This is a genomic window from Microcystis sp. LE19-10.1B (assembly GCF_027530565.1).
GTDB classification, from domain to species: domain Bacteria; phylum Cyanobacteriota; class Cyanobacteriia; order Cyanobacteriales; family Microcystaceae; genus Microcystis; species Microcystis aeruginosa.
In genome coordinates this window covers 1-13945 of record NZ_JAPZQM010000750.1, presented here as the reverse complement: position 1 = coordinate 13945, position 13945 = coordinate 1, and the positions used below count along the sequence as shown (strand labels likewise).

Annotated in this window: 17 protein-coding genes and 2 pseudogenes; 11 read left to right on the top strand and 8 right to left on the bottom strand. The window is 43.0% G+C overall.

Annotation, left to right across the window (positions count from 1 at the left end):
• Positions 1–484 precede the first annotated feature (484 nt).
• The 7 genes from O9332_RS27155 (at position 485) to O9332_RS27125 (ending at position 4851) form a co-directional block, all read left to right on the top strand.
• A complete protein-coding gene (locus tag O9332_RS27155; RefSeq protein ID WP_288028135.1) occupies positions 485–685 on the top strand; it encodes a hypothetical protein in 201 nt (66 codons plus the stop codon).
• Entirely contained in the window at positions 645–1424 is a 780-nt protein-coding gene (locus O9332_RS27150; protein ID WP_002762589.1) for an ABC transporter permease, read from the top strand. The genes O9332_RS27155 and O9332_RS27150 overlap by 41 nt, the downstream gene beginning before the upstream one ends.
• 197 nt (positions 1425–1621) lie before the next feature.
• Positions 1622–2086, top strand: coding sequence for a hypothetical protein (locus O9332_RS27145; protein ID WP_002762591.1), 465 nt, complete (start codon positions 1622–1624; stop codon positions 2084–2086).
• A gap of 326 nt (positions 2087–2412) precedes the next feature.
• A complete protein-coding gene (cysH, locus tag O9332_RS27140) occupies positions 2413–3234 on the top strand; it encodes a phosphoadenosine phosphosulfate reductase (RefSeq protein WP_002762596.1) in 822 nt (273 codons plus the stop codon).
• A 57-nt stretch (positions 3235–3291) separates the two neighbouring features.
• A complete protein-coding gene (locus tag O9332_RS27135) occupies positions 3292–4158 on the top strand; it encodes an alpha/beta fold hydrolase (protein ID WP_002762599.1) in 867 nt (288 codons plus the stop codon).
• Positions 4159–4388: 230 nt separating this feature from the next.
• Entirely contained in the window at positions 4389–4685 is a 297-nt protein-coding gene (locus tag O9332_RS27130) for a BrnT family toxin (RefSeq protein WP_043995702.1), read from the top strand.
• Positions 4672–4851, top strand: a complete 180-nt coding sequence (locus O9332_RS27125) for a hypothetical protein (protein ID WP_024970469.1) — start codon at positions 4672–4674, stop codon at positions 4849–4851. The genes O9332_RS27130 and O9332_RS27125 overlap by 14 nt, the downstream gene beginning before the upstream one ends.
• A gap of 151 nt (positions 4852–5002) precedes the next feature.
• Here the strand turns inward: O9332_RS27125 and O9332_RS27120 are convergent, their stop codons facing one another.
• Complete coding sequence (locus tag O9332_RS27120; protein WP_002762603.1) at positions 5003–5200, bottom strand: hypothetical protein; 198 nt, start codon at positions 5198–5200, stop codon at positions 5003–5005.
• A gap of 817 nt (positions 5201–6017) precedes the next feature.
• Between O9332_RS27120 and O9332_RS27115 the strand changes: the two genes are divergently transcribed.
• Positions 6018–6224, top strand: coding sequence for a hypothetical protein (locus O9332_RS27115; protein WP_002762605.1), 207 nt, complete (start codon positions 6018–6020; stop codon positions 6222–6224).
• A 2-nt stretch (positions 6225–6226) separates the two neighbouring features.
• Positions 6227–6748 (top strand): hypothetical protein, encoded by a 522-nt coding sequence (locus O9332_RS27110; protein WP_288028132.1) that lies wholly within the window; start codon positions 6227–6229, stop codon positions 6746–6748.
• Positions 6749–6886: 138 nt separating this feature from the next.
• Here O9332_RS27110 and O9332_RS27105 read toward each other — a convergent pair whose 3' ends face one another.
• Positions 6887–8758 carry a GTPase family protein gene (locus O9332_RS27105; RefSeq protein WP_288028130.1) on the bottom strand — a complete coding sequence of 624 codons (1872 nt, stop codon included), beginning with the start codon at positions 8756–8758 and terminating at the stop codon, positions 6887–6889.
• A 100-nt stretch (positions 8759–8858) separates the two neighbouring features.
• Between O9332_RS27105 and O9332_RS27100 the strand changes: the two genes are divergently transcribed.
• Entirely contained in the window at positions 8859–8996 is a 138-nt protein-coding gene (locus O9332_RS27100) for a hypothetical protein (protein ID WP_002733871.1), read from the top strand.
• Here O9332_RS27100 and O9332_RS27095 read toward each other — a convergent pair.
• The 6 genes and pseudogenes from O9332_RS27095 to O9332_RS27070 form a co-directional block, all read right to left on the bottom strand.
• Positions 8993–9868: a 3'(2'),5'-bisphosphate nucleotidase CysQ family protein gene (locus O9332_RS27095; protein ID WP_002762611.1), complete on the bottom strand. Its 876-nt coding sequence runs from the start codon at positions 9866–9868 to the stop codon at positions 8993–8995. The genes O9332_RS27100 and O9332_RS27095 overlap by 4 nt on opposite strands.
• A gap of 192 nt (positions 9869–10060) precedes the next feature.
• Positions 10061–10903, bottom strand: a complete 843-nt coding sequence (locus O9332_RS27090; RefSeq protein ID WP_288028127.1) for a ChaN family lipoprotein — start codon at positions 10901–10903, stop codon at positions 10061–10063.
• A 99-nt stretch (positions 10904–11002) separates the two neighbouring features.
• Positions 11003–12202: a bifunctional rod-capping linker CpcD/ferredoxin--NADP reductase PetH gene (gene cpcD/petH / locus O9332_RS27085; protein WP_288028126.1), complete on the bottom strand. Its 1200-nt coding sequence runs from the start codon at positions 12200–12202 to the stop codon at positions 11003–11005.
• A 287-nt stretch (positions 12203–12489) separates the two neighbouring features.
• Positions 12490–12714, bottom strand: coding sequence for a rod-capping linker protein CpcD (cpcD, locus tag O9332_RS27080; protein WP_002732223.1), 225 nt, complete (start codon positions 12712–12714; stop codon positions 12490–12492).
• Between the two features lie 88 nt (positions 12715–12802).
• Positions 12803–12967, bottom strand: a pseudogene (locus O9332_RS27075) (dual-specificity RNA methyltransferase RlmN); the annotation flags it as partial.
• Positions 12968–13055: 88 nt separating this feature from the next.
• Complete coding sequence (locus O9332_RS27070) at positions 13056–13613, bottom strand: hypothetical protein (RefSeq protein ID WP_288028124.1); 558 nt, start codon at positions 13611–13613, stop codon at positions 13056–13058.
• 150 nt (positions 13614–13763) lie between these two features.
• Between O9332_RS27070 and O9332_RS28530 the strand changes: the two are divergent.
• Positions 13764–13945, top strand: a pseudogene (locus O9332_RS28530) (hypothetical protein); the annotation flags it as partial.

The window sequence follows — 13945 nt, the reverse complement described above, 5'->3', positions numbered from 1 at the left end:
TGAGGGGGCCAATTACCTAATTTTCAGGGAAAAAGTCCAGGAATTTTCCCCCTGATCACTCCCATGCCCGGTACTTTTTGATTGACAAAAAGTCTAAAAGTCTTACCCAACAAGGTTTTTAGATTTATTCAGCAAACCCTAGTTAAGAGGAGTAGAAGCAGCAATCTCCCATTATAGTCTATAGTCGTAGGCTTAACGGTGAGATTGTCAACACCTAATCATACCCAAAACCTCAAACCTCAAAAATTGATATTCCTAAGCCATAAACGAAACTGTCGAGGAGAAAATTACCTACACAGGGCCAGCAAAAAAGTAATAGATTGGTGTATTCTCGATCAAATAGGGACGTTAATAATTGGGGCTTGCTGAATAAATCTAAAAACCTTGTTGGGTAAGACTTTTAGACCTTTTGTCAATCAAAAAGTACTGGATCTGGGAGTGATCGGGGGGAAATTCCTGGACTTTTTCCCTGAAAATTAGGTAATTGGCCACCTCAAAACTGGTAAAACCCCACACCCCACACCCCACACCCCACACCCAGCCACCACCGAAAAACTTTTTGCCGCAAACCCTAATTGGGCATAATGAGGGGATAAAACAATCTCTTAATCTAGGAAAGACAGATATTATTTTGATGAAAGGCTATGGGTATCAGCATCCTGAGAATCTGGGCGATCGCAGCTAACAGTTTTCGCGAGGTTATCCGCGATCGAATTCTTTACTTTATCGGGTTTTTTGCCTTGTTGATGGCCTTCGCTTGGCGTTTATTACCAGAAATTGCGGTGGGAACCCATCAGAAAATCTTTCTTGACTTGGGATTAGCCGCTATCGGGTTATTAGGGGTAATTGTTGCGGTTTTTGTGGGTACAGGGCTAATTAATAAGGAAATTGACAAGAGAACTATTTTAGTTTTGATTCCTAAACCCCTGAGTCGGGCCGAATTTATCCTCGGTAAACACTTGGGTTTGTCCGGGGTTTTAGCGGTGATGTTGGGGGTAATGTTGGTGATTTACCTGCTGATGTTGTCGGGGATGAAAGTATCTTTTCAAGCTTTACCCCTGATTGTCTCGGTTTTCTATCTCGGTTTGGAATTAATTCTCATCGCAGCCGTGGCGATCGCTTTTGGGGTATTTACCAGTTCGATTTTAGCCACGTTAATGACTTTTGGGGTCTATCTAATGGGTCACATCAGCAAAGATCTGATCCAATTGGGTATAATCAGCAAAAATGCCAATATCCTCGCTATCACTAAAAATATTTATCTAATTCTCCCAGATTTAGAGAGATTAAATTTTAGAAACGAGGCCGTTTATGGTTTGCTGCCTAGTGCTGATGTCTTAATCGCTAATGCCCTCTACAGTCTCGTTTATACTGGTCTATTATTGGGTATCTCCATCCTCATCTTTTCACGACGACAATTTTAAATAGCGTTGCTGAATCAAGGGATGAATGGCAACTGTGCAGGTTCCCGTGCCAAAGTTAGTTTGGGTCTAGGTTTTAAAAATCCCAGCAAAGAGGATTCAGATCACAAATGAGCAACGCCTAAAATTGTACTGGCAGAAAAACCGCTCATCGCTGGTAGGAATGGTCAATATCGATTAGTTTATAGACATGATTAGCCATGAAATTAAAGGCACAACTGCATATTTTAAGTCGAGACGCCGTCAATTACGGACTGGCCCCCGTAGTCATGGAAGAAGCGGTTAATCCCGTCCTTGCGGCCATGGCCAGACAGTTAAAACATTTACAATACTATGTGGTGCAGAATAGCCAGGGTGATTGGTTACTAACCACCTTAGCCCATCGGCGGCAGCCGCAACAGGAGAAAAGGGTAATCTATGCCTTTGCTACGGAAAAAATGGCCATATCTGCTCAAAATACCCCCAATTCACCCCTATCAACGCTCCTGATTCCCGTAACCCATCTTTTATTCCAATTATTTGCCCTAGAAAAAGTAGATAGTATTATTTTTCTAGAAAATGCACACACCGCTCAAACGGGAAAAGAAATCACCCGGACCCAATTAAGGGCCAATATTGAAAAACAACTGCAAAAACTAGCGGTAATCCCTCCCCATCTTGCTTAACCTAGTGTAACCAGAGAGATTTTTGAGAAAGGAGGGTGTCGCTAGTGTGGGCCACACTTCACCCCATCAGATATAGTAGAAGTACAGTATATAGATTTTCAACCGTAAAACGACGGGGTTTTAACCCAAATTTTCGATAAAACGGCCCTCGATTGTCAAGCTGTATCCCTAACAATGAAGCAGTTAAACTAGGAGCCGTCGGAGGCGAAAGTCTCACCCACGTTTCTCAAGGGGAGGAGATGGAGGTAACTCTATGCTCAAACCCTAATGGATAGATTGTAATCTATCAGTATCCGCCGCTACTAATAACTTAAATCTTAGCCAGAATGCCAGATTTACACTTGCTTAATTCTCATCCACAGGCCCTAGAAACTGCCTTCATCCCCACTGCCGACCGGTCTTTTTCCTCCCCTCTATCCCTCGACCTGGAGAGAATTAATCAACGTTTTGACTTCGCTAACGCCGCAGAAATCGTCGCTTGGGCGGAAGCCACCTTTGGGGAAGGTTTGGTGATGAGTACCAGTTTCGGCATTCAAGCGGCGGTAATGTTGCACCTCGTCACCGCAATTATCCCCGATATTCCCGTCATTTGGATCGATACTGGCTATCTTCCCCCGGAAACCTATCAATTTGCCGAAGACTTAAGCCAACGCCTCCATTTAAACCTGAAAGTTTATCAATCTCCCCTCAGTCCCGCCCGCATGGAAGCAATCCACGGTAAACTGTGGTCAAATAACGATCTGGACTCCCTCAATCTCTACGACAAAATCCGCAAGGTGGAGCCGATGCAACGGGCCCTGAAGGAATTAAAGGCCACCGCTTGGTTAGCAGGTTTACGTCGCGACCAAACCGACCACCGCAAAACTCTCCAATGGGTCAATCCACAGGGCGAACGTTACAAAATATTACCGATACTTGACTGGAATGCCAAAACCATCTATGACTATCTGACTAAATACGATCTTCCCTACCATCCCTATTTTGATCTAGGTTATGTCTCCGTGGGCGATTGGCACTCCAGTCGGCCTTTAACCGCCAATGATAGCAACGAACGAGACACCCGTTTCAAGGGTTTAAAACAAGAATGCGGTCTTCATTTACCCTTAACCCCCGGAGAAGCACAAAGTCTCGACGCAAGCTCCCTATAACTGCCGGGGTGGAAAATTTGCCGGTGCGATCGGTTCCTAGACGTTGGACAATGGTTAATGATTATTAATCCCCCATTAACCATGGCTATTTTAGAAAATTTTCTCGAAGTCGGCTCTCTCCAGTGGTTTTATCGACAGGTTAACCCCGCTCAACAACCGGATACAACCCCCGTGATCCTACTCCATGGTTTACCCGCCCATGGCTATATTTGGCGGGAATTATTAACCAGTTTAGAAGAATATAACATTAATGCCATTGCCCCCGATTGGATCGGTTCCGGTTTATCCGCTAAACCCGATGCCAGAGATTTCGCCTACACACCTAGCGCTTTTTGTCAAGCCTTGGCCGATTTTATTCAAGCTCTCCAATTGCCGAAAATCTCCCTCATTGTCCAGGGTTTTTTAGCCTCCGTCGGTTTACAATACGCCCTAGAAAATCCTGATAAAATTGAGCGCTTGATCGTTTTAAATACTCCCCTCTCCAGGGATGTTAAATTACCCTGGATAATGAAACAATGGGGGCTACCTTTCCTCGGAGATATGGCGACTCAAGACCCCTTATTAGTCGATCGTACTTTAGAAACCGGTAGCGGTTTTGTGATTAGTGATGCAGATCTGGCTATTTTCCGTCAACCTTATCTAAAAACTTCGGCAGTGGGTCGCGCTTTACTGGCCACGATTCGCAATTTAAACCTATCGAAAACTATGGCAGAAATTGAGACAGGTTTAGAGAACTTTGAAAAACCTATCCTTTTTGTCTGGGGAATGGGCGATCCTTGGTTATCTTCTGTCACTGTCGAAAAATTAGCTACTAAATCAGGAGTGGAATTAATCCCCCTCGCAGAAGCGAAACACTATCCCCAAGAACATTGGTCAAAAGAAATTAGTCCCCAGATTATTAATTTTCTCGGACGCAAAACCTAAAGAGCTATTTAAGGTGATGCAGAAATTGTCTCAATTACCCTTCTCTGATTATAGTAGAAGCGGAGGCTTCGCTTTTTCAAAATTTCTGCGTTTAGGGCTAGTAATTTATCGATATAACAAAAAATTATTGAAGTTTAAATAGTGATAAAAATTTTTGTTCGTTCAAAACGATAGGTAAGGAGGAGATATAGGAATAATTCTCTACAAAGACAATTTTTGGAGATTTATTTATGCAATTTAGAGAATTTGACTGGGATCAGTCTAAAAGATATTCTAATATAGAGAAGCATGGGATAGATTTTGCGGCTGTTCCTCCTATTTTCGATGGTCACTGTCTAATCAGAGAAGATAATCGCCAAGATTACCAAGAAATAAGGATGTGTTTGCTGGGACAATTAAACGGGATAATCTGTTATGTTGTCTATACTATAAGAGGGGAAACTTGCCGATTGATTAGTGCTAGGAGAGCAAACGAACGTGAGCGAAGAAAGTATCAAGAGAGTATCCCCCAAGATGGGGATTGTTAACACAAAAGAGGAAAGGCAAGATTTAACCGATTGGGAGCGAGTTAAATCGATGAGCGATGCAGAAATCGAGGCTAATGCTTTGTCAGATCCCGATGCGCTTCCTTTTGATGATGATTGGGAAAATGCGGCGATTATTTCTGCTTATAATAAATTAACATCTCAATAATTGCTAAAACTGATAATTGTCTCAGGGTTACTTGTTATGAAAGTTTAATAGACTGTTGTTCAAGAAAATAGTGATAAATTTTTTTGTTAGCTCAAAACAATAAGCAGGTAATCATTTGATAGTAATCATTCCACATTACCCTCAAATCGAATTACTTAATATTGATTATTTGAACCATATTTTCAAGTCTATGTATATAGGCCTGATGATATCTCCATGCTTCTAAAATACTTTGTAATAATTCATCTTTTGAAAAACAACCAGAATCAGCTACATCTTCAATTTGTCTGATTAGATCATCTTCTAACTCCAATTCTAGCATACTCACTTGTTTAGTTGTGTCTGCCATACTTTTATCTATCTAAAAGTTGATGGAACTATCATACCATAGGAACTCAGCACTGTGGTATCTATTGAACCCCACATTACACCCACATTACACCCATTGCTATGCCTTGCATATATGTATATATAATACCACCTACTAAATACCCTATTATACCCCCTATTGTACCTAAGCATGAATAAAACCTAAGATTATTTTGGTTAAAATTTGCGAAAAATAGCCTTTTAATAACAAATAAGTGAATAAGTTGATGGTATTTGACCTATTGCACCCATTGAGTACCGTCAGGACTCGTTTATGTTGATTTGACATAGTTGACATATCTGGTGTAATTGCTTGACATATCCAGTGTAATAGTTGGTTGACATATCTGGTGTAATTAGGGTAAGATAGGATACTGTAGTTAGGATGCTAAGTTTCTAAAGGCAGACTATTATGGACATCTATGAGAAAGGACGATGACAACCCTTAAATCAAACTGTAGGGTCAATTCATGAATTGACCCTACTATAGCCCTCAATGGTAAAAATAGCTCTTCTCGACCTTACAGATACTTGAATATCCGTAAGAATGCCTATGTCCACGGTGCTGCCGGTAAACGCGATCAGTAGCTGGTCTGAGAGGATGAGCAGCCACAGCTGGTCTGAGAGGATGAGCAGCCACCCAAGAATGCTTATGTCCACGGTCCTGCTGGCAACGATACCCTCAACGGTAGCAAGGACGGCAATGATACATTCAATGGTAAAAATGGCTCTTCTCGACCTTAGTGATCAGTTATCAGTGAATCGATACAATCCATTCACTAAATTAACAAAAAAAAATGGCTACCAGACAATTTCGAGTAAATCTTAGTCAAAAGGACTCTGAATATCTTAAAGAAATAGCTAAAGAGCTAGACTTAACAGAGTCTGAAGTCATTCGTAAAGGATTAAAACTCATGGCTTTATATGCTAAAACTGAGACGGAGGAAGATACTCAATTAATACTGCAAAAAGGTAATGAACAGAGACCACTACTAATTGTTTAGTTATGACCAGTGATTCAAAAAATGAGACAGAGGAAGTTAACAACCCAAAAGATTCCAGCGCTTCTTTGGTTCTTCCAACTGAAAGGAACTCTGTGCGTCATAATCTAAAGAAGAATCCGGAGCCTTATCATTTAGACAATGAAGTATCTGAATTTGGTAAACCAGCTACAGCTATATCACCCTCAGACCAAAGACATAATTTTAATACTAAAGTAGCTGGTTCCTTAGCAACGTGGCTTTGGTTGGGATTGTTAACCACTGCTGGTTTACAAATTCTTTCTATTTGTCTCATTTCTTTTGCTTCTCTTGGAATTTTTAATTTAAATATAAATTTGAAAGCTATCGAAGAACAAGAAGTACAAAGTAGAGTGGATAAAGCGGCAACCCTAATTAATGATTCTTCTAAGACAATTTATACTTTTTTAGGGCCAATAGCTACAGCAGTCACCGCCTTTTATTTTAGTGGTTTGGGTAGTTCGTCGAAAACTAACGATGAAAACTCTGAAAATGAAAAAAATGAATAGAACTTTCAAAAAAACACGAAAAAATCTCTCCCATTGGTAATTTTAGTACAAGGGCCAGAAATCTCAACCCCAGAAACCTCTCCTCCCCACTCTCCTATACTTTTGAAGTGGAAGAAAGTTTTAGCTTAATTAATCTGGCTACAGGCCTGTTTTTGTCGTTTCTAAATACCCCTGATAACTTGACCGGAACTGTTCGATCGATAGGTTCTTTGTCCAATATTCTACCAGAGCATGACCCCAGGCCCAAGCTTCCTTGTCGGCAGTGCTAGAATTTTCTAATAGTATTGGCCAAAGTGCCAATAAATCAAAACTTTTATTCTCCGGATTTAAGAGAGAAGAAAGCTCGTAGGCCATCTGTAATTTACCGATCGCTACTGGTAATTGTTCCACAGGAATTTGTTCAGCTAAAAGATAAGCTAAAGTCGGTCTTCCCGTGGCTAAAGTGGAGATAAAACCTAGAATAGGACTTTTTAATAGGGCCGTTAAACCTTGCCCCGTGGCCATCTGTAAAGTATAGCGATCGATTATTTTCGCCGCTGCCAGGGTTCGAGTTTCTAAATCCGCTAAAAAACGGGCTAAACGCAACTGTTTTGCGGGCGAAATTGCCCCCAGCAAAGCGATTGATAACTCCTCATCCCCCCAAGCTTCTCTATCTGGCTGTTGACTGACCATCGGCAAAATGCGATCGCAGAGATCCTCGAATAATTCCGCCCGATACTGCAAGCATTCGCGGATATTGACTTCTTTGGGACTTCCTCCCGTCAGCCAATTATAGGGGGGTTGCCACTCTCGCACCGGACGCAGGCGATCGACTTGAGAAACACAGACTATAACTGGTAAATTGTCAATAGTTTGTTGCAAATCTTTAAGAAAAGCCTCATCCATGGCCAGGGCGGGATCGAGGGCGGGAGTTACCAGAATCAATAAATCGGCGTTTTCGGCATAATTGAGAACCTTTTGCCGATAATCAGCCCGATTTGCCTGTTCATAGCCTGGGGTATCCCAGAGGATTAACTCGTCTCCTTCTGGGGTTTGCCAATGGTAGGATTGGATGGCATCGGTACTGGGCAATAGATCCACTTGGGCTAAATCGGCCCGAAAGAGAGTATTGATTAAACTGCTTTTGCCGGCCCCGGTGCGTCCAACCAGCAGAATATTAACCGGTTGGCGATCGATTTCCGTGATTGGTTCAGCTTGGGCGAGAATTTCCTTGAGAGTAGTGGTGGCGATTTTTGTCTTGGTGGGGAGAGTTGGGGCGAGATTACTGCCACTGTAGAGTAACACCGCTTGGCGAGAGAGATTTCTTAGGGCATTTTCCCGCAAAACTTGCCCTAAATTGACTAATAATTGCTGATCCGCTCGATCGCTGTACTTTTGACTGGCCACTTTAGCCACAGCCGCAGCGGGATTGATTACCCATTGCGCCCAATTCCAGACCTGCCAAAGTTTCTGGGCCGAGGGTTGCAATTTTTGATAAACTTCGTAGGCCTGATAGGCTTGCCCGATGGTGATTTGATTCAAGGCCGGGGAAAGATTCTGCATCCAGCGATCGCTATCATCCACAGTTCCCCGAATTAAACCGTAGGCCTGGGGAATGTAAATATTTAATAAGGGGTACTTGACATCGGGGTAATATATATGGGCGATGGCACTGACCAAATCCTGACAGCGTTGCCAAAAAGTCGCCCAATCTTCCCAAACCGGGCGATCATTGCGGGACTCGACGATAATCCTCTCGATAATTTCCTCGACATTGCCCCCGGAATCACCGTCGGGAGAGGTTAATTCTGCCTTCACTTCGGCAATGGTGGCTTCAATTTCCCTGACCCCTGGGCGCGTCCATTTGACCAACAGGAAGCGCCAAGCGACAAAAATCAGGGTAAAAACTGCCCAAATCCAATTTAAACCCCATTGATGGATCTGAAAGCCGGCGGCCACGATCAGAAAGATGACCACGGCGGCGATCGGAACTGCTAAAATCAACCCTTGCCAAGTTTTTAACCGTAACATTGCTCGATCTGGTTTTTTTCCATTCTACCGATCTCTGATTCTCGGTTAGGGGGCAGTCCTGATGCCAAAGTTGGCACCGCCAAGCCTGAAAATATTCTGATTGACGAATTGGCGTTATTTCAGCTTCTATTTTCCAGTCAGTCCCGATGAAAAAATTTTCACCCCCACAGATGAAAGAGGTTTCCTTCCCTACACCCCACACCCCACACCCTACACCCTCTTTCAAGTCAGAAATTAGGCAGTGGCATCAATTTGGGCGAGGATGGCCGTGGACAACTGACAAAGTTGTTGATGACAAGGACCATTACTAGCCATGATCCCCCCCCATTGCCGCACATCGCCGCGATTATAGCGCACGGGTTGACCGTCAAAATAGGAAAATTTGCCGCCTGCTTCCGTTAAAATCAACTCTGGAGCGGCAAAATCCCAGTCTTTAGCCGCCGATTTCCCCGATAGGGAGATATAAACATCGGATTTTTGTTCGAGGATAGTGGCAATTTTACAGCCCACACTACCCACATAATTTTTACCGAAGAAGGGTATTTGACTTAATAAATTATCAAAACGTTGGTCGCGATGGGTACGACTAACCACCAGATAGAGATCGGTAATTTTATCTTTATTGGCAACTTTTACCTGTGTAATATTTCCGTCGCTAGTTTCTAGAAAAGTGCCTTTTCCTTTTTGGGCAAAATAGAGTTTTCCTTGATCCGGCAGGGCAACCACGGCGATGATCGGTCTTCCTTGATAACATAAGGCGATATGTAGGGCATATTCTCCCGTTTTGTCGATAAAATCGCGGGTTCCGTCCAAAGGATCGATAATCCATACCCAATCTTTCGGGATAGCTTCATTACCCTGATGGGTTTCCTCGCTCAGATAACCAAAGTCGATATCAGAAAAATTTGTTTGTAATTCCCCTAAAATATAGTTATTTGCCGCTAAATCCGCCGCCGTCACTGGTCCGCCTTTTTTCTTCTTGTTGACGGCTAAATCCTGTTCACCCCGGTGGTAGGATTGGAGAATTTTAGCACCACCCCAACCGACGGCACGAGTCACAGCTAAAATGCGATCGAGTGTTTCGGTATCTTGACAGGTTAAATTAATCATAAAATAGCCTCAGTTTTTCAGACTTATTATACTAAATCCGTTGAGTATAGGCTACTCATAGAGGAGAGGCAAAAGGCAAAAGGCAAAAGGCAAAAGGGGAAATAAATAATCAGTTTTTCAGACCTATTATCTACTAAATTGAAAGACTGGCATCTTAGCTTATCATCTCTTGCTTCCTAACTCCTGACTGGCTTAATGTTGCTCTTGCCAAAAATAATCGGCGGGTTTTTTGGTTTCTGCTGGTGATGATTGAGGAGCGTCTCCCAAGAAAACCGAACGCTGGATGACGCGATCGCCTAATCTTCTTTGGACTCGACTGGGAATACCGTAACCGTAGGCAATATGACCTTTTCCTGCTAGGACGATGATCTGATAGTCGGGATGAGCTTGCCAGAATTTAGCGATCGCATCGGCCATGGTTTCATCCCAGAGGACCTGTGCCAGAAAAAAGCGATCGAATCCCTGACTTTTGCCCCCCGTGTGTTGCTGATAAACGGCTAAGATCTGTTGACGATACTCCTCGTTATCCTGGTTTATTTCGCTTTTAGGGGGAATGTAGGTCATTTCTGAGGTGGAGAGGCTTTCTAAGCCCTCCCGTGCCACTTTTCTAGTGATTTCCGTGGGTGTATTTAGGGCGATCGCTGGTAGTTTTTTTGCCTTGGCCAAGCGCAGGATCGGGGCGTAAAATTCCCAATCAAATCCCCAACGTTGGTCGTATTCACTTTTTTCTCTCAACTGATTTTCGCTAATTTTGCCGGCTAAATACTGATCCAAATAGATTTGGTAAGGACGTTGAAACATCTCGAAAGCGATCGCTATTTGGGGATTATTGGCCTGTAAATACTTGATAATAGCTAATTGGGCCTGATGATCGGCTTGACTATCGTGCCTTTCTCCCAGATAAATAATCTCGGCTGTTTTTAAATCTGCCAGAATTTGTTTTTGGCTATTAGTAAAACTCCAGGCCCGGGGCAGCAAAATAAACAGTAAGCAGAGGGCAAGGAAAAGGGGGAAAAAGCGTCGAGAGAATTTCATCTTTATTAAAAGCCTTTTAAAAAACTGATCTTAACCGAAGCCAAGACAAAAAGGGTGGGCAATGCCCACCCGAAAAAATTTTCAGAGAACCTTTTTGGTTTAGTAGGTTTCTACGTGCCAGCGATGTTCTTTTTTCAGTTGTTTCTGATAGACAGACCAATCAGCACCATTTTTAGCGGCGGCACCACTGATAGCATCGTCGATACCATCTTCCATCCCTTTCAGTCCGCACATATAAGCGTGGGTTTTGGGACTTTGGAGTAGATTCCAGATTTCGTCAGCGTGTTCGGCTACCCGGTGTTGAATATACATTCTACCGCCCTGGGGATTTTGCTGTTCCCGGCTGATGGCATAGGTGAGACGGAAGTTATCGGGGAATTCCGCCGCTATTTTCTCTAATTCTTCTTGGTAGAGAATATTGGCCGTTTTGGGAACTCCGAAAATCAACCAAGCTAGACCTTTGAATTTATAATCTTCGTGTTGTTCCTTGAACATCCGCCAGAGGAAAGCTCGGAAAGGAGCGATTCCGGTCCCAGTGGCCATCATAATGATAGTGGCATCTTCATCACCCGGTAGCAGCATTTCCTTACCCACCGGACCAGTAATAGCCACATCGTCCCCCACCTCTACATTACAGAGATGGGTGGAACAAACCCCATAAACGGTTTCCTTGGTTTCTGGGTGTTGGTATTCTAACTGACGCACGCAGAGAGATACGGTTTTATCGTCTAATTTATCACCATGACGGGTGGAGGCGATCGAATAGAGTCTCAATTTATGAGGTTTGCCATTAGCATCGGTACCCGGGGGGATAATACCGATACTTTGCCCTTCTAAATAGCGTAAATCGCCCCCAGAAAGGTCAAAGGTGACGTGTTGTACGATGCCGATACCCCCCTCATCAACGAGAGGATAATTCTCGATACATTTGCCGATAAAGGGTTGATTCGGACGGTAGATGTTGACGGGGATATCTGTTTTTTCTTTCGCTTGAGTCATGGCCTTTTTCTTGGTCTGTTCGGGGACGGGCGATGATTGAGCGATTGGCTGTGGTGTGGAGGCACTAGAAACAGTTGCTACGGGGGCAATCCCATTGAAGGGTTTGATGCTGACGATACGACCACCTAAACGGGTAATCCGACGCATTTCTTGATTCATGCGACTGTAGGGAACCGTGAAAAACACGCTTCCACTCTGACGGATTGAATAATCCAAGCTGTCAGTATTGTCGTTTTGATTGAGACCCGCCACTTCGTAAACAAATAAACGGTTTCCCGCTAGTGTACTCGGACTGTACATTAAATATAACTCCCAACTCAAGTCACGATAATCGTTCCATAGTTTAGCCTACCATCGGTACACTACACCTAGGCCTAATTGAGAGTTATCTTAAAAAAACCACAGACATCGCTTTTATCCTTTTGGATAGGATAGGTCAACTCTCTGGTTAAAATCTGTTACATTTGCAGCATTTTACTTTTTATTAAGATTTCTGCTACTTTTCCCCATTTATGCTAAAAATCCCCCTGGTTGGCCTGATGAGGACAAGAGCGGGGGACAGATATTAGCAATAATTATTTTTTCAACTACTCGGCCGCGGCTGCGTTTAAGGGTTTAATGCTGACGATGCGAGCGCCTAAACGGGTAATCCGACGCATTTCTTGATTCATGCGGCTATAGGGAACGGTTAAAAAGACACTGCCACTCTTACGGATAGAATAATCTAGGTTATCAGTATTGTCATTTTGACTCAAACCGACGACTTCATAGACAAAAAGGCGGTTTTCCTTGGCACTAGAGAGACTTTGCATCGAAATGGCTCCTACATTGATGTTATAGTTCTCTAGTTTAGCCTAGCAGGGAGACTAGCAATCTAGTTAATGGCCGATTTACAGCCGTTTATTGTACCATAACGCTCGATCGCAATTGTCCACAGGCCGCATCGGTCGCTAAACCTCTCGAATAACGGACAGTAACGGCGACTTTTTCCTGTTCTAAAATAGTTTTAAAAGCCTTAATTCTCTTTTCATCAGGCCGCTGATAATCCACCTCTTGAATGGGATTAAGTGATCGCTGTTAATTGTTTGAAGATCAGCCTGCTGATAAGTCGCAACGCTACCTCCTTGATCTAGTGTAGTCGATTGATGTCGTACTACTTATCATCCTTGATGATGTCTCGCAGATCTGTACTGACCTGGAAGGAAAATAGAAATGTCCCTTTAGGGGTTTGTATAGTAGTAAATCTCCAAAAAAGAGAAATTTGTTCATGTCGAGTTCTTAGCAAGAAACTTTTTATATTATACGTATCTTGAACGCTAGTATATTCTTGCAGAACCGTATAGTCTTTACAGACACCGTACTCCTGATTGAATACCTTCAAAACACTTTTTACCATAGAAATTTGTTGATTAATTTTATCTAAGGCATCTTTTCGATCTTTTTCACTTGAATCTGAATGTAGTGATATAAATTTGATCGCACTATCCCTCCAAAAATCGACCGCCCCATCAATATTACCCGCTTTGTAAAGCTGCAAAAAATCACGAACAGGCACAGGAAGTTGTGCCATCTCCTCATCATCAATTACGATCAAGGTGGGTGTGGTTGGTTCTTGGCCGACAAGTAGCGGTTGACTATAAGCTACCCCAGGAAAACAATTAAAAACCGCTAAAGTTCCTAAAGCTGCAATTGCTAATATTTGACTTTTCATGATCCTTACCCCCGAACTCGAAAAAATCACCAACAGTCGAGTTACTGCGGTTGACAAGTACTAAAATCTACTTCTCTGAAAAAATTCCGTGGCAGCATAACCAAAACCGCTAGTTAGGGTCTGCTGAAAAAGTTTGTTGGTGGGGGCAGGGTGTGGGGTGTGGGGTGTGGGGTGTAGGGTTTTACCGAGTTTGAGGTAGTCAGTTACCTAATTTTCAGGGAAAAAGTACCTGAATTTTACCCCCGATCACTCCAATGGCTGGCACTTTTTGAGGGGAAAAAAGTCCAAAAGTCTTATCCAACAAGGTTTTTAGATTTATTCAGCAGACCCTA